This is a genomic window from Streptomyces sp. PL-25 (assembly GCF_058344915.1).
Genome location: NZ_CP136997.1, coordinates 7,490,272 through 7,515,452 on the forward strand (window position 1 = coordinate 7,490,272; position 25,181 = coordinate 7,515,452).

General features: G+C 71.6%; 28 protein-coding genes. 25 read left to right on the top strand and 3 right to left on the bottom strand.

The window, feature by feature from the left end:
• Positions 1-36 precede the first annotated feature (36 nt).
• The 22 genes from R4Z62_RS33005 to R4Z62_RS33110 all read left to right on the top strand — a co-directional run bounded on the left by R4Z62_RS33005 (position 37) and on the right by R4Z62_RS33110 (position 19,777).
• Positions 37-1,263 (top strand): cytochrome P450, encoded by a 1,227-nt coding sequence (locus R4Z62_RS33005; RefSeq protein WP_491521728.1) that lies wholly within the window; start codon positions 37-39, stop codon positions 1,261-1,263.
• A 49-nt stretch (positions 1,264-1,312) separates the two neighbouring features.
• The gene (locus R4Z62_RS33010; RefSeq protein WP_064537036.1) at positions 1,313-1,891 is read left to right on the top strand and encodes a GNAT family N-acetyltransferase; all 579 of its coding nucleotides are present in this window, start codon (positions 1,313-1,315) and stop codon (positions 1,889-1,891) included.
• Positions 1,888-2,472, top strand: coding sequence for a beta-sandwich domain-containing protein (locus R4Z62_RS33015; RefSeq protein WP_159393138.1), 585 nt, complete (start codon positions 1,888-1,890; stop codon positions 2,470-2,472). The genes R4Z62_RS33010 and R4Z62_RS33015 overlap by 4 nt, the downstream gene beginning before the upstream one ends.
• Complete coding sequence (locus R4Z62_RS33020) at positions 2,469-3,545, top strand: BtrH N-terminal domain-containing protein (RefSeq protein ID WP_491521729.1); 1,077 nt, start codon at positions 2,469-2,471, stop codon at positions 3,543-3,545. The genes R4Z62_RS33015 and R4Z62_RS33020 overlap by 4 nt, the downstream gene beginning before the upstream one ends.
• Positions 3,542-4,807, top strand: coding sequence for a DegT/DnrJ/EryC1/StrS family aminotransferase (locus R4Z62_RS33025; RefSeq protein ID WP_382849414.1), 1,266 nt, complete (start codon positions 3,542-3,544; stop codon positions 4,805-4,807). The genes R4Z62_RS33020 and R4Z62_RS33025 overlap by 4 nt, the downstream gene beginning before the upstream one ends.
• An 8-nt stretch (positions 4,808-4,815) precedes the next feature.
• A complete protein-coding gene (locus tag R4Z62_RS33030) occupies positions 4,816-5,691 on the top strand; it encodes a transketolase (RefSeq protein ID WP_491521730.1) in 876 nt (291 codons plus the stop codon).
• On the top strand, positions 5,684-6,613 hold the full coding sequence (locus R4Z62_RS33035; protein ID WP_491521731.1) for a transketolase family protein: 930 nt from the start codon (positions 5,684-5,686) through the stop codon (positions 6,611-6,613). Before R4Z62_RS33030 ends, R4Z62_RS33035 begins: the two co-directional genes overlap by 8 nt.
• A 52-nt stretch (positions 6,614-6,665) precedes the next feature.
• Entirely contained in the window at positions 6,666-6,833 is a 168-nt protein-coding gene (locus tag R4Z62_RS33040; protein ID WP_018569679.1) for a hypothetical protein, read from the top strand.
• The gene (locus tag R4Z62_RS33045; protein ID WP_064537042.1) at positions 6,826-7,713 is read left to right on the top strand and encodes a RimK family alpha-L-glutamate ligase; all 888 of its coding nucleotides are present in this window, start codon (positions 6,826-6,828) and stop codon (positions 7,711-7,713) included. The genes R4Z62_RS33040 and R4Z62_RS33045 overlap by 8 nt, the downstream gene beginning before the upstream one ends.
• Complete coding sequence (gene argC, locus R4Z62_RS33050; protein WP_064537043.1) at positions 7,710-8,720, top strand: N-acetyl-gamma-glutamyl-phosphate reductase; 1,011 nt, start codon at positions 7,710-7,712, stop codon at positions 8,718-8,720. Before R4Z62_RS33045 ends, argC begins: the two co-directional genes overlap by 4 nt.
• Before the next feature lie 2 nt (positions 8,721-8,722).
• The gene (locus R4Z62_RS33055) at positions 8,723-9,547 is read left to right on the top strand and encodes a [LysW]-aminoadipate kinase (protein WP_491521732.1); all 825 of its coding nucleotides are present in this window, start codon (positions 8,723-8,725) and stop codon (positions 9,545-9,547) included.
• Complete coding sequence (locus R4Z62_RS33060; RefSeq protein WP_491521733.1) at positions 9,544-10,632, top strand: M20/M25/M40 family metallo-hydrolase; 1,089 nt, start codon at positions 9,544-9,546, stop codon at positions 10,630-10,632. The genes R4Z62_RS33055 and R4Z62_RS33060 overlap by 4 nt, the downstream gene beginning before the upstream one ends.
• A complete protein-coding gene (locus R4Z62_RS33065) occupies positions 10,629-11,378 on the top strand; it encodes a sulfotransferase-like domain-containing protein (protein WP_355484641.1) in 750 nt (249 codons plus the stop codon). The genes R4Z62_RS33060 and R4Z62_RS33065 overlap by 4 nt, the downstream gene beginning before the upstream one ends.
• A 125-nt stretch (positions 11,379-11,503) precedes the next feature.
• A complete protein-coding gene (locus tag R4Z62_RS33070) occupies positions 11,504-12,754 on the top strand; it encodes an MFS transporter (protein WP_355484643.1) in 1,251 nt (416 codons plus the stop codon).
• Positions 12,755-12,791: 37 nt separating this feature from the next.
• On the top strand, positions 12,792-13,175 hold the full coding sequence (locus R4Z62_RS33075) for a VOC family protein (protein WP_355484645.1): 384 nt from the start codon (positions 12,792-12,794) through the stop codon (positions 13,173-13,175).
• A gap of 32 nt (positions 13,176-13,207) precedes the next feature.
• Positions 13,208-13,483, top strand: a complete 276-nt coding sequence (locus tag R4Z62_RS33080) for a phosphopantetheine-binding protein (protein ID WP_064537048.1) — start codon at positions 13,208-13,210, stop codon at positions 13,481-13,483.
• The gene (locus R4Z62_RS33085; RefSeq protein WP_491521734.1) at positions 13,480-15,006 is read left to right on the top strand and encodes an amino acid adenylation domain-containing protein; all 1,527 of its coding nucleotides are present in this window, start codon (positions 13,480-13,482) and stop codon (positions 15,004-15,006) included. Before R4Z62_RS33080 ends, R4Z62_RS33085 begins: the two co-directional genes overlap by 4 nt.
• Positions 15,006-16,307, top strand: a complete 1,302-nt coding sequence (locus R4Z62_RS33090) for a condensation domain-containing protein (RefSeq protein WP_491521735.1) — start codon at positions 15,006-15,008, stop codon at positions 16,305-16,307. Before R4Z62_RS33085 ends, R4Z62_RS33090 begins: the two co-directional genes overlap by 1 nt.
• A 19-nt stretch (positions 16,308-16,326) precedes the next feature.
• The gene (cysC, locus tag R4Z62_RS33095; RefSeq protein WP_064537051.1) at positions 16,327-16,908 is read left to right on the top strand and encodes an adenylyl-sulfate kinase; all 582 of its coding nucleotides are present in this window, start codon (positions 16,327-16,329) and stop codon (positions 16,906-16,908) included.
• Positions 16,905-17,837 carry a sulfate adenylyltransferase subunit CysD gene (gene cysD, locus R4Z62_RS33100; protein WP_491521736.1) on the top strand — a complete coding sequence of 311 codons (933 nt, stop codon included), beginning with the start codon at positions 16,905-16,907 and terminating at the stop codon, positions 17,835-17,837. The genes cysC and cysD overlap by 4 nt, the downstream gene beginning before the upstream one ends.
• A 2-nt stretch (positions 17,838-17,839) precedes the next feature.
• Positions 17,840-19,156: a sulfate adenylyltransferase subunit 1 gene (locus R4Z62_RS33105; protein ID WP_491521737.1), complete on the top strand. Its 1,317-nt coding sequence runs from the start codon at positions 17,840-17,842 to the stop codon at positions 19,154-19,156.
• A 75-nt stretch (positions 19,157-19,231) separates the two neighbouring features.
• The gene (locus tag R4Z62_RS33110; RefSeq protein WP_355484454.1) at positions 19,232-19,777 is read left to right on the top strand and encodes a P-loop nucleotide/nucleoside kinase family protein; all 546 of its coding nucleotides are present in this window, start codon (positions 19,232-19,234) and stop codon (positions 19,775-19,777) included.
• A gap of 6 nt (positions 19,778-19,783) precedes the next feature.
• Here the strand turns inward: R4Z62_RS33110 and R4Z62_RS33115 are convergent, their stop codons facing one another.
• Entirely contained in the window at positions 19,784-20,692 is a 909-nt protein-coding gene (locus R4Z62_RS33115; RefSeq protein WP_491521738.1) for a squalene/phytoene synthase family protein, read from the bottom strand.
• 205 nt (positions 20,693-20,897) lie between these two features.
• On the opposite strand from R4Z62_RS33115, the gene R4Z62_RS33120 reads away from it, so the two are divergent.
• Complete coding sequence (locus tag R4Z62_RS33120; protein ID WP_491521739.1) at positions 20,898-22,394, top strand: catalase; 1,497 nt, start codon at positions 20,898-20,900, stop codon at positions 22,392-22,394.
• 145 nt (positions 22,395-22,539) lie between these two features.
• A complete protein-coding gene (locus R4Z62_RS33125; protein ID WP_491521740.1) occupies positions 22,540-22,911 on the top strand; it encodes an ankyrin repeat domain-containing protein in 372 nt (123 codons plus the stop codon).
• Between the two features lie 77 nt (positions 22,912-22,988).
• On the opposite strand, the gene R4Z62_RS33130 is transcribed toward R4Z62_RS33125, so the two are convergent.
• Positions 22,989-23,600 carry an NAD(P)-dependent oxidoreductase gene (locus R4Z62_RS33130; RefSeq protein WP_491521741.1) on the bottom strand — a complete coding sequence of 204 codons (612 nt, stop codon included), beginning with the start codon at positions 23,598-23,600 and terminating at the stop codon, positions 22,989-22,991.
• A 133-nt stretch (positions 23,601-23,733) separates the two neighbouring features.
• On the opposite strand from R4Z62_RS33130, the gene R4Z62_RS33135 reads away from it, so the two are divergent.
• Complete coding sequence (locus tag R4Z62_RS33135; RefSeq protein ID WP_237305509.1) at positions 23,734-24,402, top strand: TetR/AcrR family transcriptional regulator; 669 nt, start codon at positions 23,734-23,736, stop codon at positions 24,400-24,402.
• Between the two features lie 77 nt (positions 24,403-24,479).
• Here the strand turns inward: R4Z62_RS33135 and R4Z62_RS33140 are convergent, their stop codons facing one another.
• On the bottom strand, positions 24,480-25,124 hold the full coding sequence (locus R4Z62_RS33140; protein ID WP_355484447.1) for a TetR/AcrR family transcriptional regulator C-terminal domain-containing protein: 645 nt from the start codon (positions 25,122-25,124) through the stop codon (positions 24,480-24,482).
• Positions 25,125-25,181: the final 57 nt, after the last annotated feature.

Below are 25,181 nucleotides of genomic sequence, written 5' to 3' on the forward strand. Positions count from 1 at the left end.
AGTCACCTCACCCCCCCATGCGAAGGCGGTCTTCCGATGCGAGTCTCCCTCAAAGGCCCTCAGCCCTCGGACGCGGTGTCGCCGGACGTCTACGAGGAAGCGCAGTACGCCGAACGGGACATGCACGCGGTCTGGCAGGAACTGCGCGACAGCGGCGGCCTGCACCGCCAGCGGACCCCCGACGGACAGGAGTTCTACGCGGCGACGCGCTACGCGGACGTCCGTGAGGTCCTGGGCGACCCCGGGACGTTCTCCTCGGCGTACAGCACCATGCTCACCGTACGGGGGGACGGGGACGTCGCGGCGGGCGCGGCGATCCACCTCACCGACCCGCCCCTGCACTCCGAGATCAAACGCGCCTTCACCCCGCTGATGACCGTGCCGGCCACGCAGCGCCTCGAACAGGGCATCACGGACCGCATGTCCGAGCTGTTCGAGACCGTGCGCGGCCGGGAGTCGTTCGACTTCTGCGAGGCGATGGTCACCCTGCCCATGACGATCACCGGGCAGCTCATGGGCATCCCGCAGCAGGAGTGGACCACCACCGGCCGGGCCACGGTGCGCGCCATGGGGGGAGTGGACTCGGCCGGGTCGGAGTACCAGCGCCGGTTCGACCTCTTCGAGGCGCACACGACGATCATGACCGTCCTCGGCGAGGTGCTGGAGGCGAACCCCTCCGGGGACACGGTGAGCGGCCGGTGCCCGGTCACCGCCCAGGTCGTCGGCGACGAGGGCAGGGACGTCGCCCTGCTGAACGCGTACGCGTTCCTCATGGGCGCCAACCCCACCGTGCCCCAGACGATCAACCAGACGCTGATCCTCCTGGCGAGCGACGACGATCTGTGGTCGTGGTTCACCCGCCAGGAGCGCACCGACCAGAGGTTCGTCGACGAGGCACTGCGCTGGGCGAGCCCCGTCAACCACGTCCTGCGGCGCACCACCGCGGACACCGCGCTCGCCGGGACCGAGGTGCCGGCCGGTTCGCTGGTCTCCGCCTGGATCGCCTCGGCCAACCGCGACGAGGCGGTGTTCGAGGAGCCGTACGCCTTCCTTCCGGACCGCTCCCCGAACCAGCACCTGGCCTTCGGAGTCGGTGTGCACCGCTGCATCGGGCAGCATGTCGCCGCCCTCGGCATGCGGATATTCTTCGATCTCTGGCGGAAGAATGTCCGTTCCGTGTCGCTCGGCGGAGATCCCGGACATCTCATCTCGAACTTCTTGAACGGCGTAGTGTGTCTGCCGCTGACAGTGACCTGGAAATGACCGGGACTGACCGGCCGGGTCGACTGAGAAACCGCGGAAGGCAGAACTGATGAGTGAATTCGTCACCACTGTTGTCGGACCCGACGACTGGCCCGCCGTCAGCGAGTTCTTCGAACCGAAAGGACTCGTGGAGAACTGCTGGTGCACCTACTTCCGGATGACATCGAAGGAACGCTCCGGCTGCGGCACCGCGGCACGCCGGGACCGGCTGCGCGACCTGGTCACGTCCGGCGAGCGGGTGGGCGTCCTCGGCTCGGTCGACGGCGTCCCGGCCGGCTGGCTCGGGGCCGGTCCCCGCTCGGCCTTCCCGCGGCTGCGCGGATCCCGGGCGGCGAAACCGATCGAGGGCGACGACCCCGAGCGCATCTGGTCCATCGTGTGCCTCTACCTGGCTCGTGAGCACCGCCACCGGGGACTGGTGAAGGTGCTCGTCGACCGGGCGGTCCAGTGGGCACGGGAGGAGAAGGCGGAATTCATCGAGGCATTTCCCGAGGACGACCGCGATCCCGGGGCCGCATTCGACCGCCACAGTTTCCACGGCCGGGTGAGCACCTTCGAGTCCTGCGGATTCACCGTCGTCGAACCCCGCCTGCAGCGCAGAGCCTTGGTACGGAAGGATCTCCGTTGACAGTTCACAAGATGCTCGTGCTGGAGCCGTTCCTGAACAACCAGGCGGCGACCACACCCGACAATCTCGCCGACGGCCGGCTGAACATCTGGCGGAACTCGCTCCCGGCGCGGAGCGAGCCGCTGGAGGTCGTCGTGGACGGTGTGCCGCTGCGCAGCGCACCGCTCGACGGGCGGGGGCCGGACAACGTGCTCTGCTCGGGACAGCGGATAGCGGTACCCGAGCGGCGCTGGGACTGGCTCTATGTCATCGGCTGCGGCGAGCGGCGGGTCAGAGACGTCCTCACCTGGCACTTCTCCAACGGCTCGGTGGACCGCGACCACTTGGCGCTCTCCGACCTGTGGGAGGGCCGGTCCGGCTACGGCGAGGAACTCGCGCTGCGCACCGACGTCATCCACTACCCGTACCACGTGCAGGAACGCATAGGGATCACACTCTGGTGCCAACGTGTGCCGATCACCTCCCGGCAGCCGCTCGGCGCCATGTCACTGCCCAAGAACCCGGCCGTGCACCTCTTCGCCATGACGCTGGTCGGTCGGCGAGCGGACGGCCGGCCGGCGGACGAAGGGGACCAGTCGTGAACGCAGGCGGTACGACCGGGACGGCGCTGCGCACTCCGCGGTGGAACGGCACCACCGGCACCTACCCCCAGTGGTACGAGGACCCGCTGAGCTGCCTGCAGACCACCCTCGGCAGCATCCTGCTGGAGCACGGTCTGCGGCCGGTCGAAGTGCTCGGCCAGGCCTGTGAGTTCGCGTTCGCGCCCGACGACGCCATGTGCGAGGAGTTCTACCGCCCCGCGCAGAGCAGCCGCGGTGTGGCGGCCGACCTGTGCCCCTACCACGACGTGGAGTCGGCCTGGACGTCCGGGAAGGACGCCGACGACCTGATCGGCCTCATCGAGGAGCACGCCGCCGTCATCGTCGCGGTGGACAACTACCATCTGCCCTTCCGGCCCGCCTACCACGACGTGCACGCGGCCCACCTGGTCGTGGTGCCCGCCTGGCGGCGCACCGGCGGCGGACAGGCGGAGTTCTACGTCTCCGACGCCCAACCGCCGGGATTCCAGGGGTGGCTGGCCGCCGAGCACCTGGTGGAGAGCTGGATGTCCGGCAACCCCACCGACACCCAGGACGTGTTCTTCTCCAGCCGGGAGATCGGCGGCCGGGTGCTGACCGTGAAGGTGCGGCCGGAACCAGGACCGCTCACCGACGACCAGGTCGTACGGGCGCTCAGAGGCAACCTCGACCGGTGGGACACCGGCACGGCAGGCCCCGCCGACCGCGTCTGGACCGGCCGCAGCGGGCTGCGCCGGTTCGTCGAGCGGCTGGAGGAGCACAGCGCCGACCCGGCCCGGCTGCGGCCCGCGTACACCTTCGGCTGGGCGATGCAGGCGCAGGCGTACCTGCACGGACGGTTCGCCCAGGAGTGCGCGCTCCGCACGCGCCCCGGCCATCTGGCCGAGGTAGCGGCCTCGGCGGACCGCGTCGTCTCCGCCTGGTCGAACGTACGGCTGCTGAGCGCGCACGCGGCACACACCCCCGGGGCACCGGAACTGATCCGGCGGCGCGGCGAAGAGCTGACGCACGCCTACGAGCAACTGGCCGTCGACTGGCGGCTCGCCCTGTCGACGGAACGGACGGACGCCTCATGAACGGCGCAGCCGCGGACACCCTGGCGCTCACCGGGGGCGAGCCCGTACTGGGCACGCTCGCGCCGGTGGACTGGCCGAAGACGACGGACGCCGACCGCGCAGCGGTGCTCTCGGTGCTGGACTCGAACGTCTTCGTCTCCGACCGCACCGGCGGCCCGACCGCCGTCGAACGGCTGGAGAGAGCCTGGGCCGACTACTTAGGCGTACGGCGCTGCGTCGGAGTGAGCAACGGCACCACCGCCATCGAACTCGCCCTGCTGGCCCACGGGGTGGGCCCCGGCGACGAGGTCGTCGTCCCCGCGCTGACCTTCGTCGCCACGGCGATGGCCGTGGTGCACGTCGGGGCGACACCCCGCTACGCCGACGTCGACCCGGTCACCTTCACCATGTCACCGCGGAGCCTGGCCGCGCAGATCACCGGGCGGACCAAGGCCGTCGTCCCGGTGCACCTGCACGGTCTGAGCGCCGACATGGAGGCGATCGGCGACATCGCGCGCCGCCACGGCTGCGTGGTGGTCGAGGACGCCGCGCAGGCCCAGGGCGCCCGCTACCGGGACACCCTGTGCGGCGCGTCCGGCAACACCGCCACCTTCAGCCTCCAGATGACGAAGAACCTCCCCACCTGCGGAGAAGGCGGACTCGTCGTCACCGACGACGACGGTGTGGCCGACCGGATCGTCCAGTTGCGCCAGTTCGGCGAGACCATCCGCGCGGACCGCCCCCGGCGGTACGTGAGCCACCGGCTCGGCTTCAACGCCAAGCTGAGCAACGTCCAGGCGGCCTACACCGCCAGCCAGTTGGAACGCTTCGAGGAGTACCACGCGGCCCGCAGGTCCAATGTCGCCGCCTTCCTGGCGCGGCTGGAGCACCTGGACGGCCTGCAGTGCCCGGCGGAGCCCGAAGGGTACGAGCACGCGTGGCACATCCTGCGGTTCGTCGTCGACCTCGGCCGGCTCCTGCCCGGCGCGGACACCGCGACGGCGCGGAACCTGCTGATCCGGGCCCTGCGCGCCGAGGGCCTTCCGGCGACCAGGTACCAGATGATGCCGGTCCCCGAGCAGCCCGCGCTGCGGTCCATATGCCCCCAGGAGCCGGGCTCGTGGCCGGTCACACAGGACGTCGTCGACCGCAGCTTCACCCTCCAGCAGCGCCATCTGCCGCCCGACGCCGGGCCGTTGCTCCAGGACTTCGCCGATGTCCTGGAGAAGGTCTGGTCGCATCTGAAGGTCCTGGCGGAACTCGCGGAAGGTGCGGACCGCTGACCAGATCCGTGCACGAGCCGGCGGCACGCGAACAGCTGGAACACCACGCCCACCGCGTGCGGGAGCACATCGTCGAGATGTGCTCCGGCCCCGAGGGCGGCCACCTGGGCGGATCGATGTCCTGCGTGGAGATCCTGGTGGCGCTGTTCTTCCACACGATGAACGTCGACCCCGCCGACCCCGGACGGCCCGAGCGGGACATGTTCGTCCTGAGCAAGGGCCACGCGGCGATGGCCCTCTACGCCGTACTCGCCGAGCGCGGCTTCATCGCGCCGGAGGAGATCGGCACCTTCTGCCGCCCCGGCGGCAGACTGGCCACCCACGGCAACGTCGCCGTCCCCGGCGTCGAGTTCGCCACCGGCTCCCTCGGCCACGGCCTCGCCCTCGCCAACGGCACCGCCTGGGCGCAGCGCCGGCACAGCGGGACACCCGCGCGCACCTATGTGCTGCTCGGTGACGGCGAGTTGCAGGAAGGATCCGTATGGGAGGCGGCCCAGGTCAGCCGCGCCCTGAACGCCGGGAACCTCGTCGCGGTGATCGACGTCAACGGCTTCCAGCAGACCGGGGCCGTCGGCGAGGTGAGCCCCGGCGCGTCCGTGGCCGACCGGTGGAACGGCTTCGGCTGGCACACCGTCGAGGTGGACGGACACGACCCGGCGGCCCTCTGCGCGGCCTTCGAGGAGGCGGCGGAGACGGACGGGCCGACGGCGGTGGTCTGCCGCACGGTCAAGGCGCAGGGCACCGGTGTCCTCGCGGGCCGGGCCGTCTCCCACTTCGTCCGGCTCGACACCGCGAAACGCGCACGCGTCCTGGCCGGCCTGCGACGGACGGCCCCGCTCGGCGGCACGAACGGCGGCACGAAGGGAGCGCCCGGCCATGCCTGAGGTCACAGCGGAGCGGGCGAGCACCCGTGCCGCCTTCGCGGACGCCCTGCCGGAACTCGCGGCACGGCACGGCGTACTCGTCGTCGACACCGACACCGGCAGCGTCAAACCGACAGCTGAGATGGATTACCTCAACGTCGGCATAGCGGAGAACGCCGCCATCGGGCTCGCCGCCGGTGCCGAGCACTGCGGACGGCGCGCGCTGGTCTGCACGTTCGGTGCCTTCGCCGTCAGCCGGGCGTTCGAGTTCATCAAGCTCGACATCGCCTATCCGCGGCGCCGGGTGTGCATCGTCGGCACCCACGGCGGCGCCAGCGGAGGCTGGCTGGGGCCGACCCACCACGCCACCGAGGACCTGGCCCTGATGAGCGCGCTGCCTCACATGCGCGTCGTCGCCCCGGCCGACGCGCACCAGACGGCGCCGCTGCTGGAGCAGTGCCTGCGCCACGACGGCCCGACCTACCTGCGGCTCGGCCGCAAGGCGTCGCCGCTGTTCGCGGGCTTGCCCGTACCGGAGCTGGGCGTGCCCCAGGTGGTCCGGACCGGCCGCGACATCGCCCTCGTCGCGACGGGACCCGAGATGCTCTCCACCGCCCTGGACGTCGCCCGCGCCCTGGCCGACGAGGGACACAGCGCCCAGGTGGTCAACGCCCACACCGTCGACCAGGAGGCCGCCGCCGCGACCGGACGGGTCCTCGCTAGGCAGTGCCGTCTGCTGGTCACGCTGGAGGAGGCGTGGACCTCCGGCGGAATGGGCGCGCAGCTCGCCGCGGCGGTCGGAGCCCGCGGCATCCCGTGGCTCCCGATCGGCGTCACCGGCTTCCTCCCACCCGGCACCCACGCGTCCCTGCTGGAGGTCGGCGGGCTCACCGCCGACTCCGTGCTCCGCCAGGTGCTGAAGTTCGTCACCGACCCGCGATGACCGAGAACCGACCGAGAACCGACCGGGAACCGTTCGAGAAGGGACAGATGAGATGGACACGCAGTGCGTCAGCTGCGCCGGCCCGTTGCAGATACCGGCGGACAGCTATCAGGGGGAGATCGTGAGCTGTCCGGGGTGCGCGGCGGAACTGGAGATCCAGTCGACGGCCCCGCTGGCCCTGGCGATCGCGCCCGAGCCCGAAGAGGACTGGGGTGAGTGACCGCCCGGGAAGACGACAGCGGCCGCTCGGGATCCTCCTGTCCACCGTCCGCCACGAGGAGCGCCGCCTTCTGGACGAACTGGAACGCCGCGACATCCCCGCGGTCCGGCTCGACCCCCGCACCCTGTCCTTCGCACCACGGGACGCCGAGCGGCTGCGGGGCATGCGGGTCCTGAACCGGGAGATCTCCAGCCAACGGGCCGCGCTCACAGCGGAGTCGCTGGAAGCGTTCGGCGCGCACCCGGTGAACGGCGCGACCGCGAGCCGGGTGTGCGGCAACAAGTGGTCCACCTATGTGCGGCTGAGGCAGCTCGGCATCCCCACCCCGACGACGCTGCTGGCGCCGTCCCCGGAAGCCGGGAGGAAGGCGATCGAGGCGGTCGGCTACCCGGCCGTGGTCAAGCCCCTCAGCTCGTCGTGGGGCAACCGGGTCAGCCTGATCACCGACCGGTACGCGGCCGACGCCGTGCTCGAACACTGCGCCGCGCTGCCCTCGGCGGTCACACGGACGGTGATCGTGCAGGAAGCGGTGAGACCCGGCGCGCCGGACATCCGGGGCATCGTGGTCGACGGTGTCTGCCTGGGCGTCATCGTCCGGGCGGGCGGCGACTGGCGCAACAACGTGGCCCGGGGAGCGACGGTGGAGCAGCACCCGCCGGACGAGGAGATCCAGCGGCTGTGCGTCCGGGCGGCGGCCGCCGTGGACGCCCGGATCGCCGGGGTGGACCTGGTCGAGGGCGCGGACGGGCGCCACCTGGTGCTGGAGGTGAACTCCCGCGTGGAGTTCCAGGGGTTCGAACGGGCGACGGGTGTCGATGTCGCCGCGCGGATCGTGGAGGCATGTGTGTCCGAGCCGACCGATGTGAAGGTGCCCGTATGAAGCGCGTCGCGGTGGTGGGCGGCAGGGGATTCGTGGGCGGCGAGCTGCTTCGCCTGCTCGTCCACCATCCCGGGGTCGAGGTCACCGCCGTGACCTCGGACACCCACGCCGGCAAGGCGGTGGAGAGCGCGCACCCGCCGCTGCGCGGCAGCGGGCTGCGCTACAGCGGACGTGCGGACCTGGAACCGGCCGACCTCGTCTTCCTCGCCGGGGTGCACGGCTCCACGGCGAAGATCCTCGACGAGATGACCGCGCTCGCACCGAAGATCGTGGACCTGACCGCCGACTTCCGGATCGAGGACGGCGCCCTGATGGAGCGCTACTACGGCTGGCGGCGCGAGGGGGAGCACGCCAGGGCCTTCGTGCGCGGCCTGCCCGAACTCCACCGCAAGCAGATCACCGACGCGAACCGGGTTGCGGTCCCCGGCTGCATGGCCACCAGCGCGATCCTGAGCCTCGCGCCGCTCGCGGCCCGCGGTCTCCTGGAGGAGGTGCAGATCGACGCGCGCACCGGCAGCAGCGGCTCCGGCGCTTCCGGCGGCCCGGCCAACTCCCATGCGCTGCGCAGCGGTGTGCTACGGGTGTTCGCGCCGTTCGACCACCGGCACGAGGCGGAGGTCGTCGAGGCGCTGGGTGTCGGGGCGTCCATGACGGTCACCGCGACACCCCAGGTGCGCGGCGTGCAGACGGTGACCAAGGTGGCCGTCGGCGAGGTGAGCGAACGCGAACTGCTCGCCATGTACCGCGAGGACTACGCCGCCGAGCCGTTCGTCCGCCTGGTGAACAGCCCGCGCGGCACCTACCGCTACCCGGACGCCAAGGTCCTGCTCGGCTCGAACCACTGCGACGTCGGGATCGTCGCCGACCACCGCGGCAGAGCGCTCGTGATGGGCGCGCTCGACAACCTCATGAAGGGAGCCGCGGGCGGCGCGGTCCAGTGCATGAATCTCATGCTCGGTCTCCCGGAGACGTGCGGTCTGACGTTTCCCGGCCTGCATCCGGTGTGAACATGATGAGACTCGTGGTGAAGTGGGGCGGCAGCCTCCAGGAGGACAGCGCGCGGATCGCCGACGACATCGCCGCCCTCAGCGGCGGCCACCGCGTCACCGTGGTGCACGGCGGCTCCCGGGACATCGACGACACCCTCGGCGAACTGGGGCTGCCGCGGCGCACCTTGCGCTCCCCGGACGGGATGGTCACGCGGTACACGGACGAGCCGACGCTCGGCGCGCTCATGATGGCGATGCGCGGCCGCACCCAGGCGCGGATCGTCTCGGAACTGGCCGCACGCGGTGTGACGGCCGTGGGCCTGTCGGGAATGGACGGGGGACTGGTGCGCACCGTACGCAAGGCGGCCGTCCGCGCGGTCTTCGACGGCGCCGTGCGCGTGGTGCGCGACAACTTCGCCGGCCGGATCACCGGTGTGGACACCGCCGTCCTGGACGCGGTGCACACCTGCGGCATGGTCCCCGTCGTGTGTCCCCCGGGCATGACCGCCGACGGCCAGGCGACCAACGTCGACGCGGACCGGATGGCCTGCGCGATCGCGGCGGCCTGGCAGGCGGACCGGCTGCTCCTGTTCACCGACGCGCCGGGCGTCCTCGCCGACCCCGCGGACCCCTCGTCCGTCATCGCCGCACTGAGCCGAGACGAGGCGAGACGGCTGGTGCCGGAGCTGACGGGCGGCATGCGGATGAAGGTCGCCGCCGCGGTGGAGGCCCTGGAGAACGGCGCGCAGGCGGTACAGGTGTGCGACGGACGGGTGGACTCGCCCGTCGCGAAAGCTCTACGAGGGAGCGGAACCCTCATCGGGAAGGGTCTTGGCACGCCGTGACGATCGAACATCTCAGCACCCAGAAAAGCGAGTTGACCGACGCCGAAGCCGTCGGACTGCTCGCCGAGGCAGTGGCGACACCGTCCGTCTCCGGCGACGAGCGGCGACTGGCCGAGCGGCTGCGGCACATCGCGGCCCAACACGGCGCGCGGAGCCACATCGACGAGGTGGGCAACGTGCACGCCCTGGTCGGCCGCGGCCCGCGCACGGTCATGCTCCTCAGCCACCTGGACACCGTGCCGGGCGCCGTCCCCTTCGAGCACACCGCGACCCTCGTCCGCGGGCGCGGCGCCGTGGACGCCAAGGGACCGCTGGCGGCCATGCTGGTCGCCGCGCTCAGCAGCCGCGACCTCGGCATCCGCGTCCACTGGGTGGGCGTCGTCGAGGAGGAGACCCTGTGGTCCCGGGGCGCAGAACACGTCCGCCGGACCGTGCCGGTGCCCGACGCCGTCATCGTGGGGGAACCGAGCGGTGCCTCGGCGGTGACCATCGGCTACAAGGGGATGGCCGAGTTCGAGGTGCGGTGCGAGGTCCCGCGCACCCACACCGCCACCCCCGGGCCCAAGGCCGGCGAGATCCTGGTACGGGCGCTCGGCCGGCTCCTCGACACCTACGGGACCCGGGGCAACGCGAACTTCGGCGACGTCGGCATGGTCGTCAGGGACGGCCGCCTCGAACCGTTCTCGAGTGCGTGCTCCCTCGTGTTCCGCACACCCCCGGGCCTCTCGCCCGAGGAACTGCTGCGGCAGGTCACGGCGACCCTCGGCGAGGGGATCGACGTCGTCCCGGTGTACGACGTACCCGCCGTCATGGTGCCGCGCGGTTCCGCGTGCGTACGCGCGCTGACCCGCGCCATCCGCCTCGAAGGGTTCCGGCCCGCGCACAAGCTCAAGACGGGCACCAGCGACATGAACACGCTCAGCAGGAGCTGGCAGGTGCCGATGGCCACCTACGGCCCCGGGGACTGCCGCCAGGACCACACCGACACCGAGCACATCCTGGTCCAGGAGTACCTGGACGGCGTACGGATCCTCCGCACGGCCCTGCGCGAACTGGACAACTCCTTCCGAGAGGCGGCCTCATGACGGAGCGGCAGCCGGACCTCCTGGCGCTGTGGTGCGTACCGCGCTCGCGGTCGACCGCGTTCGAGCGCGCGATGTACGAGCGCGGCGACTTCCTGGTGGTGCACGAGCCGTTCTCGCGCGTGTGCGACTTCGGCACCGCCGAGGTGGCCGGCCGTACCTGCACCGGCCAGGAGCAGGTGATGGCCGCGCTCGCCGACGCGGCGGCCGACCGGCCCGTCTTCTTCAAGGACACCACCGACTTCGCCCTCGACCGGCTCGCCGCCGACCCGGCCTTCCTGAAGCGGTGCCGGCACGCCGCGATGGTCCGCAACCCCCGCGACACGGTCCGCTCACACCTGAGGATGCAGTCCGACGCCACCTCCGCGGCGATGGGCTTCGGACACCTGTGGGACATCGTCTCGACCGTGACGTCCTCGGGGCTGCCCATGCACCTGGTCGACGGCGACCGGGTGGCCGGCGACCCGGAGACGGAGATGCGGCGGTACTGCGCGGCCATGGACATCGCGTTCCTGCCCGAGTCGCTCGCCTTCCGCAAGGAACCGCCGCCCAGCTGGCGGGCGACCGGGCGCTGGCACGCCGGCGCCAGTGAGTCCAGCGCGCTCGGAGCCGCCCCGGCCGGGAAGGGCACCCTGCCGGACGAGCTGGAGCGGACCGCCGCCGCCTTCGAGCGCGACCAGCTTCCGTACTACGAGCTGATCACGGCGGCCCTGGGCAGGGACGGCGACCACGAGCCCGAAGTCCCTTGAAGAACAAGCGAGTTCGACCGGCTCAACCACCGTCCTCGGCAGGGCTCGGGACACTAGATTGACGCTGCCGCACGGCGCGTGAGACACGAGCAACAGGTACCGGCAAGGACGACAGAGGAGCGGACATGACATTGGGCCGTAGCTTCACCAAGCTGTGGTGGTCGCAGGGCCTATCGAACCTCAGCGACGGGCTGGTGCTGGCCGCCGTACCCCTCCTCGCCGTGACGATGACCCGCGACCCCCTGCTCATCTCCGGCATGACGGTGGCCCAGTTCCTGCCGTGGCTGCTGTTCACGCTGCCGTCCGGTGCACTCGCCGACCGCATCGACCGACGCCTCATCATGGTGTGGGGCAACGTGATCCGCGCCGTCGGATTCGGCCTGCTGGTCCTGACCCTCGTGGCCGACCTGCGCCACATCACCATCCTCTACCTCGCCGTGTTCCTCGCCGGCACGGCCGAGACACTCGTGGACAACGCGGCCCTGACCGTCCCGCCGCGCCTGGTCAAACGGAGCGACCTCGAACGGGCCAACGGCCGCCTGTTCGCCACCCAGTCGGCCATCAACAACTTCGTCGGACCCACCGCGGGCGCCGCCCTGTTCGCGATGTCGGCGATCGTCGTGTTCACCTCCAGCGCGGGCCTCTTCGCCCTCGCCGCGCTGGCCGCGTTCACCCTGCCGCGGATGCTGCCGACCGCGAGCGACACCAGCGGCGCCAAGCACACCCCGGGCGAGGTCGTGCGCAGCATCAAGGAGGGCTGGTCCTACTTCTGGAACCACCGGCTGCTGCGCCGCGTGGCGTTCATCTCCGGCTCGATCAACCTGTTCTCGTCCGCCACCGGTGGCCTGCTCGTCCTCCTGGCCACCGGCCCCCTGGGCGTCTCCGAGTCCTGGTACGGCATCTTCATCGCCGTACCGGCGGTCGGAGCCGTCATCGGTTCGCTGATCGCCGCGCGCGTGGTCCCGGCCATCGGCGGGGGACCGGTCACCTGGCTCGCCGCGCTCGTGCCCGCCGCCAGCTATGTGGTGCTCGGCCTCAGCGGGAACGTCTTCCTCGTCGAGGTCTTCATGTTCTTCGCCGCGATCGCCACGGCCCTCAACCAGATCGTGGTCAGCACGCTCCGCCAGGCAGCCGTGCCCGACGAACTCCTCGGCCGCGCCACGGCCGGATACCGCCTGATCGTGCTCGGCGCGGTGCCCGTCGGGGCGTTCCTCGGCGGCGGACTGGGACGCTGGCTGGGACCCGAGAGCACCTTCGTGGTGTGCGGCACAGGACTGGCGCTCGCCGCGCTCGTCTTCGCCTCACGTGTCACGACCCGGGCGCTGCGCGAAGCCGAGCAGACCGTCCACCCCACCGCCGCCGAACCCATCGCCTGACCACGACACCGCACCGGATCCGGAAAGAGCGCACCAGATGAGCCTGACCCTGTCCCACACCACGATCGACGCCCGCGACCCCTACGCGCAGGCCCGGTGGTGGTGCGAAATGGCCGAGTTCTCCCCGCAGGAGGGAGTGCGGCCGGGCTCGGACGAGTGCTACGTGATCACCGAGCACGGCTACACGGTGCTCTTCATCCTCGTGCCCGACGCGAAGACGGTGAAGAACCGCGTGCACTTCTGCATGCGCCCCAAGGACCGCTCGCAGGACGAGGAGGTGGCACGCGCCCTCCGACTGGGAGCGAGCGTGGTCACCGACTTCCGGGAGAGCGGCGGCTGGGTGGTCATGGCCGACCCGGAGGGCAACGAGTTCTGCATCCTGACCGCTTCGCGGCACACCGACGCACCTACGGAATCGTGAGCCGAGCCGACCAGACGAGAACAGGAGATCCCGTGACCGAGAACCGCGACGTCGTGTGCAAGGTCGAGTACGAGCCACCCGCGGACGAACTGGAGGAGGTGCTCGCCGCCGTCATCGCGGAGGTGCTGGACGTCGACCAGGTCGGCCGGCGCGACAGCTTCTACGACCTCGGCGGCGCGTCGCTGTCGGCCATCCGGATCTGCGCCCGCATCGAACGCCGCCTCGGCATCCGCGTCGACCCCGCATGGCTGCTCGAACACGACGAACTGGCCGACTTCGCCGAGCAGATCAGGCTCGGTGCCGCGTGAACGAGCCGACGAACACGCCGCCGCTGCGCAGTGTGCACGCCGCGGTCATGGAGCACGCCGCCACGGCACCCCGCGACCTCGCCCTGGTGCACGGCGGCGAACGCATCGACTACCGGACCCTCACCGACGCGGCGGCGGCACTGGCCGGGCAGCTCACCGCATGGGGCGTACGGCCCGGCGACATCGTCCCGCTGCTGGTGCCGCGCGGCGCCCAACTGGTCGCCCTCCAGCTCGGGGTGCTGATGAGCGGCGCCGCCTACGCCACCCTCGACCCGCGCTGGCCCGCCCCCCGCGTCGAGTCGATCCTCCGCCAGCTCGACCGCCCGGTCGTCGTCGGCCGTCCCGGCGGCGAACCCCTCGGCGTCACCCGGGCCCTCGACCCGGTCCCCCTGGCCGCGATCGCCGGGGCCGCGCGGGCGGACCGGCCCGAGCCGGCGCATGTCGCCCTGGACGATGTGGCCATGGTGTTCTTCACCTCGGGCAGCACAGGTGTCCCCAAGGGTGTGCTCATACCCCACCGGGCGGTCACCCGGATGTTCGGACCGGGCGGCCTGGACGGTTTCGGACCCGGACACATCACCCCACAGGTCGCGCCCGCCGCCTGGGACATGTACGCCTTCGAGCTGTGGGGCCAGCTCACCACCGGCGGCGCCGTGGTCGTCGTCGACGAGAACCACCTCATGCCCAGCCGGCTGCGCTCCCTCGTCGCCGACGAGCAGACCGACACGGTCTGGCTCACGACCTCGCTGTTCAACCTGGTCGTCGACGAGGACCTGGACGCCTTCGAGGGGCTGAAGACGCTCTACGTCGGCGGCGAGAAGCAGTCCCCCCGCCATGTCGAGATGTTCCTGCGGCGCTTCCCCTGCCTGCCCCTGTGGAACGGCTTCGGCCCGGCCGAGAACTGCATGCTCACCACGGTCCACCGGATGGGACCGGACGACAGGAACGCCCCCGCGGGCATCCCGGCGGGTGTGCCGGTGCCCGGCACCACGGTGATCCTGCTGCGCGAGGACGGCTCACCTGCACGGCCCGGCGAACGCGGCGAGATCGTCGCACTCGGCCCCGGAGTGGCCCTGGGCTACCTCAACGACGCCATCCTCACCCGGGAGAAGTTCCCGGAACTGGACGTGGCGGGCGAGAAGCGCCGCGCCTACCGCACCGGCGACATGGGAGTGTTCGACGACGACGGCGTCCTGCACTTCCACGGCCGCCGGGACCGGCAGGTCAAACTGAGCGGCAACCGGATCGAACTCGGCGACATCGAGGCCGCCGCGTCCACCGTCCCGCAGATCCGCACCTGCGCAGCCGTGGCGCGCACGGACGAGGGCGGCACCGTCGCACACATCGCGCTGGTCTACACCCTCGCCGAGGGCGGCGAGCTGACCCCGCGGGAGCTACGCGCGGCGCTCGGCGCACTGCTTCCCGCCTACGCCGTCCCCGGCAGGTTCGAGCAACTGGACGACCTGCCCCGCAGGGAGAACGGCAAGGTGGACCTGCCCGCTCTGGAGAGGCGCCGGGTGTGATGCGCGCATTCCCGCAGACCTTCGAGCAAGAGGCGCTCTGGATCGCCGAACAGTTCATGCCGGACCCCTCGCCGTTCCTGGAGACATGGGCGCAGTACATCGCCGGACCGCTCGACGTACCGGCCCTGGAACGCGCCCTGGCCGCGCTGGTGGGGCGGCACGCCGCGTTACGCACCCGGTTCGAGCTGGACGACACCGGCGCGGTACAGCGCATCGACCCGGCCGGCACCGTCCCCCTGGAACGGCTCCCGTGGCCCGGCGGAGACCTGCACGACACCCTGCGCCGGGCCGGCCGGCGCCCCCTCGACCTGACCGTGTCACCGGCCAGGCTGACGCTGTACGACTACGCGCCCGACGAACACGTGCTGCTGCTCCAGATCCACCACATCGCCGTCGACGACGCCTCCCTGGCACTGCTCGACCACGAGCTGTCCGCCCTGTACACCGAGGAGACCGGCGGCGAACCGGCGAAGCTCACCCCGCCGGCCCTGACACTCGGCGAGCACGCCGTCCGGGCGCGGGCGGCCGGGATCGCGCCGCGGGACCTCGCCTTCTGGGCCGACTACCTGGACGGGGCACCGCCGCTCACCCACCTGCCGCCCCGGATCCGCCCGGCGGCCGCCCGGCGCGGCCCCGACTGCGACTGCGTGCGCGCCACCGTCCCCGCCGAGCTGGGCAGGGCCGTCCGCACCGCGGCCCGTACGCTGCGCACCACGCCCCATGTGCTGATGAGCGCCTGCACGGCCGTCACCGCGGCGGCGGTGAACGGCGAGGACATCGTCATCGGCATCCCGGTGTCCCGGCGCGGCGAACCGGACCTCGACGACGTCTTCGGCTGTCTGACCGACCTGCTGCCGGTACGGTTCCAGGTCCCCGAGCGGGCCACGTTCGCCGAGGTGTGCGCCGCCGCGAAACGCAGCTCGCTGGACGTGCTGAGGCACCGCCAGGTGCCCTACGCCATGCTCGGCGGCGGTGTCACCCGGACCCGGGGAGTGCTGTCCGGCGAGCACATGGGCCGAATCTGCCTCGTCCTCGACGAGATCCCGAGCAGGCTGACGCTGCCGGGACTGCGCTGCGAACGGGTGCACGTGGCGGGCGCCTCGGCGAAGTTCGACTGGCTCCAGTACGTCGTCGCCGACGGCGAGGGCTGGGACGTGCGGGCCGACTACGCCACGGACTACTTCACCGCCGACGAGGCGGTGGACATGCTCCGGCAGTGGCTGACCGTCCTGACGACGGCCGCCGACGACCCCCACGTACCGGTGCGGACCCTGTTCGACAGGCTGGCCGAGATCGGATGACGTCCAGAAGGAGAGCGACATGCCGGTGAGAACTGAGCCGCGATCCGGTCCGGAGCGGCGCGCCTGCGACTGCGGTGCGACGGTGTGGCTGACGGGCCTGCCCAGCTCGGGCAAGACGACGATCGCCCGCGCCGTGGCCGGACACCTCCGCGGCGCAGGACGCAGGGTGGAGGTGCTCGACGGTGACGAACTGCGCGAGACCCTCTCCTCGGGTCTGGGATTCACCCGCGCGGACCGGCACACCAACGTGCAGCGCATCGGCCTGGTCGCCGAAGTGCTCGCCCGCAACGGCGTCCTGGTGCTGGTGCCGGCCATCGCGCCCTACGCCGACAGCCGGCAGGCGGTGCGGCGACGACACCAGGCGTCCCACACCCCCTACCTGGAAGTACATGTCGCCACACCTTCGAGCACCTGCTCCCGGCGCGACGTGAAGGGCCTGTACGCCAGACAGGCGGCGGGCGAGCTGTCCGGACTCACCGGTGTCGACGACCCGTACGAGGTCCCGGAAGCCCCTGATCTGCGCATACCCGCACATGTGCAGTCCGTCGCCGAATCGGCGTCGGCTCTGCTGAGCCTGCTGGGGGAAAGGCGGCTGACATGAGTTCCCGTCACACCGGTCTGGACATGGGCCATCTCTACGCCCTCTCGCATCTGGACGCGTTGGAGTCGGAGGCGGTGCACATCTTCCGTGAGGTGGCGGGGGAGTTCGAGAATCCGGTGATCCTGTTCTCCGGGGGCAAGGACTCGATCCTGATGCTGCGTCTGGCGTTGAAGGCGTTCGCTCCGGCGCCGGTGCCGTTCGCGCTGCTGCATGTGGACACCGGTCACAACTTCCCCGAGGTGCTGGCCTACCGGGACCGCACGGTCCAGCGGTACGGGCTGCGGCTGCATGTGGCGTCGGTGCAGGACTACATCGACCGGGGTGTGCTGCGCGAACGCGCGGACGGGACGCGCAATCCGCTGCAGACGCTGCCGCTGACGGAGAGGATCCGCACCGAGCGGTTCGACGCGGTGTTCGGCGGGGGGCGCCGCGACGAGGAGAAGGCACGGGCCAAGGAGCGGGTGTTCTCACTGCGCGACGAGTTCTCCCAGTGGGACCCGCGCCGCCAGCGCCCCGAGCTGTGGAACCTCTACAACGGGCGCCACGCACCGGGCGAGCACGTACGCGTGTTCCCGCTGTCGAACTGGACCGAGCTGGACGTGTGGCAGTACATCGCCCGCGAGGGCATCGACCTGCCCGCCATCTACTACGCGCACGAACGCGAGGTGTTCGAGCGGGGCGGGATGTGGCTGACCGCCGGACAGTGGGGCGGCCCCCGCGAGGGCGAGAGGGTGGAGAAACGCCAGGTCCGCTACCGCACGGTCGGCGACATGTCCTGCACCGGCGCCGTCGACTCCGACGCCACCACCATCGAGAAGGTCATCACCGAGATCGCCGCCTCCCGCCTGACCGAACGCGGCGCCACCCGCGCCGACGACAAGCTCTCCGAAGCCGCGATGGAAGACCGCAAACGCGAGGGGTACTTCTAGAGATGACCACCGTGACACCCGAACACCTCGCGGCCACCACCCTGCTGCGCTTCGCCACCGCCGGATCCGTCGACGACGGCAAGTCCACCCTCGTCGGCCGCCTCCTGCACGACTCCAAGTCCGTCCTCACCGACCAGCTCGAAGCCGTCGAACGCGCCTCCGCCGGCCGCGGCCAGGACGGACCCGACCTGGCCCTGCTCACCGACGGCCTGCGCGCCGAGCGCGAGCAGGGCATCACCATCGACGTCGCCTACCGCTACTTCGCCACCCCCCGACGCCGCTTCATCCTGGCCGACACCCCCGGACATGTGCAGTACACCCGGAACATGGTCACCGGCGCCTCCACCGCGGAGCTGACGGTGATCCTCGTCGACGCCCGCAACGGCGTCGTCGAGCAGACCCGCCGCCACGCCGCCATCGCCGCGCTGCTCCGCGTCCCGCACGTGGTGCTGGCGGTGAACAAGATGGACCTGGTGGGCTACCGGGAGCCGGTGTTCGCGGCCATCGCGAAGGAGTTCATGGCGTACGCGACGGAGCTGGGTGTGCCGGAGGTCACGGCCGTCCCGATCTCCGCGCTGGCCGGGGACAACGTGGTGGAGCCCTCCGCGGTCATGGACTGGTACGGCGGACCCACCGTCCTCGAACACCTGGAGACCGTCCGGCTGGGCGACACCTCGGCGAGCGGGCCTTCCCGCTTCCCCGTGCAGACGGTCATCCGGCACGGCGGGGAACGCCACTACGCCGGGCAGCTGCTCAGCGGCCGGCTCCGGGTCGGAGACACCGTGACGGTGCAGCCCTCCGGCCGCGTCACCACCATCACCTCGCTCGACGTCCTCGGACAGCCGGCGGACGCCGTGTGCGCGGGCCGGTCCCTCAGTGTGCGGCTCGCGGACGAACTCGACGTCGGGCGCGGCGACATGCTCACCGCCGGACCGCGGCCGCCCCGGATCGCCAAGGAGACCGGGGCCACCGTCTGCCATGTCGCGGACACCCCGCTGACCGTCGGCCACCGGGTGCTCCTCAAGCACACCACACGCACCGTGAAGGCGATCGTCACGGAGATCCCCTCGCGGCTCACCCTCGACGACCTCTCCCAGCATCCCGAACCGGGGCAGCTCGTCGCCAACGACATCGGCCGGGTGCGGGTCCGCACCGCCGAACCGCTCGTCCTCGACTCCTACGCCGACTCGCGGCGCACCGGCTCGTTCCTGCTGATCGACCCGGCCGACGGCACCACGCTCGCGGCCTGCATGGTGGGCGACGCGTGCGCGACCCGGGCCGCGGGACCGGCCGCCGACGGCGACGGGTGGGACTTCTAGGATGGGCGGACCGGCGGGTGCAGGACGACCACGGGCGGGTCGCCCGAGGGGACCGCCAGAAGTGGGGGAGAGCCTGTGATCGTCTGGGTGAACGGCGCGTTCGGCAGCGGGAAGACCACGCTGGTCGAGGAGTTGCGTCTGCGCCGGCCCGACGCGCTGGTCTTCGACCCGGAGCTGGTGGGCTTCGTCCTGCGCCGGATCGTGGAGGTGCCGACCGGTGACTTCCAGGACCTGCGGCAGTGGCGGCGCCAGGTCGTCAGCATGGCCGTGGGCCTGGTGGAGGAGTACGGGCGCCCCGTCCTGGTGCCGATGACCCTGGTGAACCCGGCCTACCTCGACGAGATCCTCGGCGCCCTGAAGGACGCGGGCGTCGAGGTGCACCACTTCTTCCTCCAGGTCCCCGAGGACGTCCTCGTCGGGCGGATCGACGGGCGGAGTCTCACCCCGGACGATCCCGCCAAGGACGCGGAGGTCCGCGCCTGGTGCAGAGCCAGGATCGCGTCGTGCCTGGCCGTGGTGGACGCCCTGCCGCGGGACACCGTGCTGCTGGACGGCCGGTCGGCGCCGTCCGAGCTGGCCGACGCCGTGCTCGCGCGGATCCCCCGGGCTCAGGGGAGCTGAGTCCGCTCAGCGCTGTCGGCGGGCCCGGCGGCGGGCGCCCAGCAGGACCCGCAGCGCCCCCGCCACGGGCGGCTTCGCCGATCCGCGCAGCAGCCCGGTGCCGCGCGCCAGCGCCGCGTCCGCCGTCAGCAGCTCGATGTCGATCAGCGCGCCGATCAGGGCGCTGTACGGGGACGAGGTCAGGACAGGCAGCTCCCGGGCGGTGAGCAGATCCGCTCGGGCCGCTTCGACCTGATGCCGGACCAGTGCACCGACGCCCGGCGAGGCCCGTCCGGCGGCGATGTCCCGCGCCGTGACGGAGAAGCGCTCCAGCGTCCGTGCCGGGACACCGGTCCGCCCCTCCCGCGCGTCCTCGGCGAGGTCGTTGACGAAGTCCAGCCGCTGGGTGCCGTCGACGAGCGTGCGGCAGGCGGTCCGGTACGGCCCGTCGTCCCCCTCCGGCGCCAGCAGGATGCCGACCAGCAGGAAGGCGGGCATCGAGTAGGCGTCCAGGTAGGCCTGGTAGTCCGCCTCGTCGGCGAACCCGGTGAACTCGAGTTCCGCGTCGGCGGTGGACAGATACTCCTCGACCACGTCCCGCAGCCGCGGACGGGCGCCGATCGTGTGCGTCAGCGCGCGGATCATGGGATCCGTGCTCCGCCCGGTCGCCAGCGCCTCGCGCACGTCCCGCCGGAACGCCCCCCACGCCTCGGCCCGGCGGGGCTTGGGGCCGGTGTCCAGCAGATCGTCGCCGTGGTGCATCACCGCCGTAGCCGCCACCACGTGCGGCAGCAGCGGCCGGGGCAGCAGCGTCCTCGCCGCCAGGTACGCACTGCGCCGGAAGCGCGCCACCAGGTCCCGCTGTGCGCCGTAGTCGCTGCGCAACCCCGGCTCCCGTATTCCCGCCGCGTCCAGGGACCGGCTCCATGCGCTCATGATCGCATCGTAGGCGCACTGCCTGAAGTCCGGTCACGCACGGTCCCTCGGCCCACTTCACACGTATGCTGAGGGCGAGCCGAGGACATGTGTTTCGGGAACCCGGCCCGACAGGGACGACGTCCGCTATAGGGTGTGCGCAGATGTGAGGCGTGGGCACACATATACGGGTGCCCGGCCGACCGGGACCACCGGGCCGTGAGCCATGCCGAGAACCACTTCCACCGAGGAGCGAGCAGTGCCCGAGAGCAGCCAGAGGCCCCTGACCACGGTCGCCGGTGCGCCGGTCCCCGACAACCAGAACTCCCTGACGTCCGGCCCGCGCGGTCCGATGCTCCTCCAGGACGTGTGGTTCCTGGAGAAACTCGCCCACTTCGACCGCGAGGTCATCCCGGAGCGCCGGATGCACGCCAAGGGCTCCGGCGCGTTCGGCACCTTCACCGTGACCCATGACATCACGCGGTACACCAGCGCGAAGATCTTCTCCGAGGTCGGCAGGCAGACGCAGTTGTTCGCGCGGTTCTCGACCGTCGCGGGCGAGCGCGGCGCGGCCGACGCCGAGCGCGACATCCGCGGCTTCGCCGTGAAGTTCTACACGGACGAGGGCAACTGGGACCTGGTGGGCAACAACACCCCGGTGTTCTTCTTCCGCGACCCACTGAAGTTCCCCGACCTCAACCACGCGGTGAAGCGCGACCCGCGCACCAACCTCCGCGACCCCGAGAACAACTGGGACTTCTGGACCAGCCTCCCCGAGGCCCTGCACCAGGTCACGATCGTGATGTCCGACCGCGGCATCCCCGCCTCGTACCGGCACATGCACGGCTTCGGATCGCACACCTACAGCCTGGTCAACGCCGACGGCGAGCGGTTCTGGGTGAAGTTCCACCACCGTACCCAGCAGGGCATCCGGAATCTCACCGACGCCGAGGCCGAGGCACTGATCGGCAAGGACCGGGAGTCCCACCAGCGCGACCTGTTCGACGCCATCGAGCGGGGCGACTTCCCGAGGTGGAAGCTCTTCGTCCAGGTGATGCCGGAGGCCGAGGCCGAGCACTGCCGCTTCCACCCCTTCGACCTCACCAAGGTGTGGCCGAAGCAGGACCACCCGCTCATCGAGGTCGGTGAGTGGCAGCTCGACCGCAACCCCGAGAACTACTTCGCGGACGTCGAACAGGCCGCGTTCACCCCGGCCAACGTGGTCCCGGGCATCGGTTTCTCCCCGGACCGCATGCTCCAGGGCCGGCTCTTCTCCTACGGTGACGCCCAGCGCTACCGCCTCGGTGTGAACCACCACCAGATCCCGGTCAACGCCCCCAGGAACCCGGTGAACTCCTACCACCGCGACGGCGGCATGCGCGTGGACGGCAACCGGGGCGCCACCCCCGGCATCGAGCCCAACTCCTACGGCCGCTGGCAGGAGCAGCCCGCGTACCGCGAGCCGAGGCAGGCCGTGGGAGCCTTCGCCGACCGGTTCGACTTCCGCGAGGACGACGACAACTACTTCGAGCAGCCCGGCGACCTGTTCCGCCTGATGAGCCCCGAGCAGCGGCAGGCGCTCTTCGAGAACACCGCTCGGGCGATCGACGGCGCCTCGCGGCGGACCGTCGAGCGGCACATCGCCAACTGCACCGAGGCCGACCCCGCCTACGGCGAGGGCGTCCGCAAGGCGATCGAGGCCCTGGCCGCCGGCGACCTCTGAGGCACGCCCGGCGCGGGCGCAGCCCGTCCACGCCGGGCCGGACCCGTTCCCGCACGACCGCCCCGTACGACCACGATCACTTGTACGGGCATCTTCGCCCGTGACGACCGGACCAGAAGGAGTCGCGCATGAGCGGAGGCGGACCGTGACCCCCGAACAGACGCGTCGCGTCGTCGACCTGGCCCTGGACCTGGCCCGGGAAGGCCGCACCGGGGAACTGACGGAGTTCGTGGAGCACGGGCTGCCGGTGGACGTCGGCGACCCGTCCGGCAACACCCTTCTCATGCTCGCCGCCTACCACGGCCACGCCGGCTCCGTCCGCGCCCTGATCCGGCTCGGCGCCGACCCCGACCTGCGCAACGCCCGCGACCAGACACCCATCGCCGGCGCTCTGTTCAAAGGCGCCGACGACGTGGTGACCGTCCTGCGGCAGGCGGGTGCCGACCTCGACTCCGGCACCCCCACCGCACGGGCCGCCGCCGCCCTGTTCGGCCGCGCCCACCTGCTCGCCGACTGAACCCGGGCACGGGGCCCGGATCCCGCGGCGCACCCGCTGCGGCGCGGCGGACCGGCGAGGACCGTACCCGCCGCCGATCAGCCGAGCGGTACGACGATCTCACCGCGGTACGCGGCCTTCTCCGCCTCGTCCAGCATCAGCGCGGCCACGGAGGCACGGGACATCCTCGGCGGCAGCAGCGGTCGGCGCAGCTCCGCGAGCCGTACGACGCGGCGCCCGGGGCCGAGGGGCCCGCCGGTCAGATCCGGCGCGTGGAACACGGTGGCGCCCGCGTCCAGCGCGATCCGGTCGGCCTCGGCCTTCTCGGCCAGTTCCGCGCCGACCGCCATCCGCATCACCGCCTGGTAGAGGCGCCCGCCCGCGCCGGTCGAGACGCCGGACCCCAGCGCGCCCAGCCACACCGTGCGGACATGTGCCGCGGCGAGCAGCCCGGCCCCGGCGACCAGGGCGCCCGGACCGTCCTTCTTCCCGATGCCGATGGCCGAGACGGCCGCGTCGACGTCGTCCAGGCCCGGGAAGGTGTGCGGGGAGAAGACGTCCGCCTTCCGTATGTCGCTGTGCCGCCCCGGCGGCACAGCGGCCCGGTCGGGGTCGCGGACGAGGGCGACGACCTCGTGCCCCCGCTCCAGGGCCTGGGTGGTGAGCAGGCCGCCGACCCTGCCCGACGCGCCGAGTACCGCGATGCGCATGATGCTCCGTCCCTTAACTGAACAACCGTTGGTAACGTAAGTAAACGAGTGTTGGTGAGGGCTGTCAAGGCGCTCCGTGGCTGTAGCATGAACAGCTGTTGGTCAACGGTCCACGCTGGTCGGAAGGGGGAACGTGTCGACTGACGAGGAAGCCGCCACCACCCGTCGCCGCCGCAATCCGCGCGGGCAGGGGCAGGTGCTCAGGGCCCAGCTGGTGGAGGCCGCGGCGAAGCTCCTGGCCACCCTCGACCAGCCGGAGACACTGACGCTGCGGCAGGTCGCGCGGGAGGTCGGGATCGCGCCCGCCAGTATCTACGGCCACTTCCCGGACCTGGGCGCGCTGGTCGAGCACGTGCTGCGGCTGCGCTACGACGAACTGGCCGGTCTGATGCACCAGGCCGCGCGGTCCGCGCCGGACCCGCTGGCGGACCTCGTCGCCCGGTGCGCCGTGTATGTGCGCTGGGGTGTCGAGCAGCCCGGCCACTACCGGACTCTCTTCGGCGGGCGGATGCCGGCCGACCTCGTCCCCGGATCCGCCCACGGCGCCGGTGCCGAACTGCTGGAGTCCGTCGTCGCCTCCCTGGCGGCCGTCACCGGCACGGACACGAGCTCCGAAGCGGAACACCGGTGGCAGGCGGGGCTCCTGCTCTGGACCGCGATGCACGGTCTGATCAGTCTCTACAACGACCATGGGGACATGCCCTGGCCGCCCCTGGACGACCTGCTCGCCGATCTGATCAGCCTGCACACCGCCCGTCCCGCGGCCGAGATCGCCGCGCTCCTGGTCCAGGACGGCGGCTGAGACCCGGGCCGGGAACCGGCCGCCGGGCCAGGTCGCCCGCCCGCCGCCGGGACCGCTGAAGTGCCTCCCCGCCGAGGTCAGCGCTCCGGTGCCGCCACCGCCGCGGCGGCGCGCAGGATCTGCCCGATCCCGAAGCGGAAGCGTTCCTCGAACTCGACCGACATGAAGTCCTCCACCGCGCGGCCGAGTCCCGGGAAGTGTCCCTCCTCCAGGGTGGCGCGCAGGCCGGCGCGGTCGTGGGCGGGTGCGGCCTGCTCCTCCTGGACCAGGCCCAGCGTGAAGTAGAAGAGGTTCCAGGCCGTCCAGGCGGCCGTCCTCGGCGTGGGGCAGCCGCGCAGCAGGGCCGCCATCAGCCGGTCGGTGTAGGCCAGGGTGCGCGGCAGCGCCGGGAAGGTGCCCGCGACGACCACGCCGCCGTCCCGGTGCCCGAGCATGGCCCGCCGCAGCCTCATCAGCAGCTCGGCCGCCTGCTCGTCCCACGGCTCCGGCAGGTCCTCCAGGGCGACTTCGCCGAGCACGGCGTCGGCCATGGTGTCCAGCAGCCGTTCCTTCGTGCCGATGTGCCACATCACGGTGTTCATGCTCACCCCGAGCCGGGCGGCGATGGCCCTGGTGGAGAGCTTGGCGACACCGCCCGCGTCGAGTACGTCGAACGCCGCGTCGACCACCTGGCCGAGCGTGATCCCGACCCTGGCCCGGTCGGCGGCTTGCTTCTTGGTCACTGAACAAGTATACCTGCCTCAGCGTCTTGGTCAGTGATAGAGAACCAAGAGAACTCT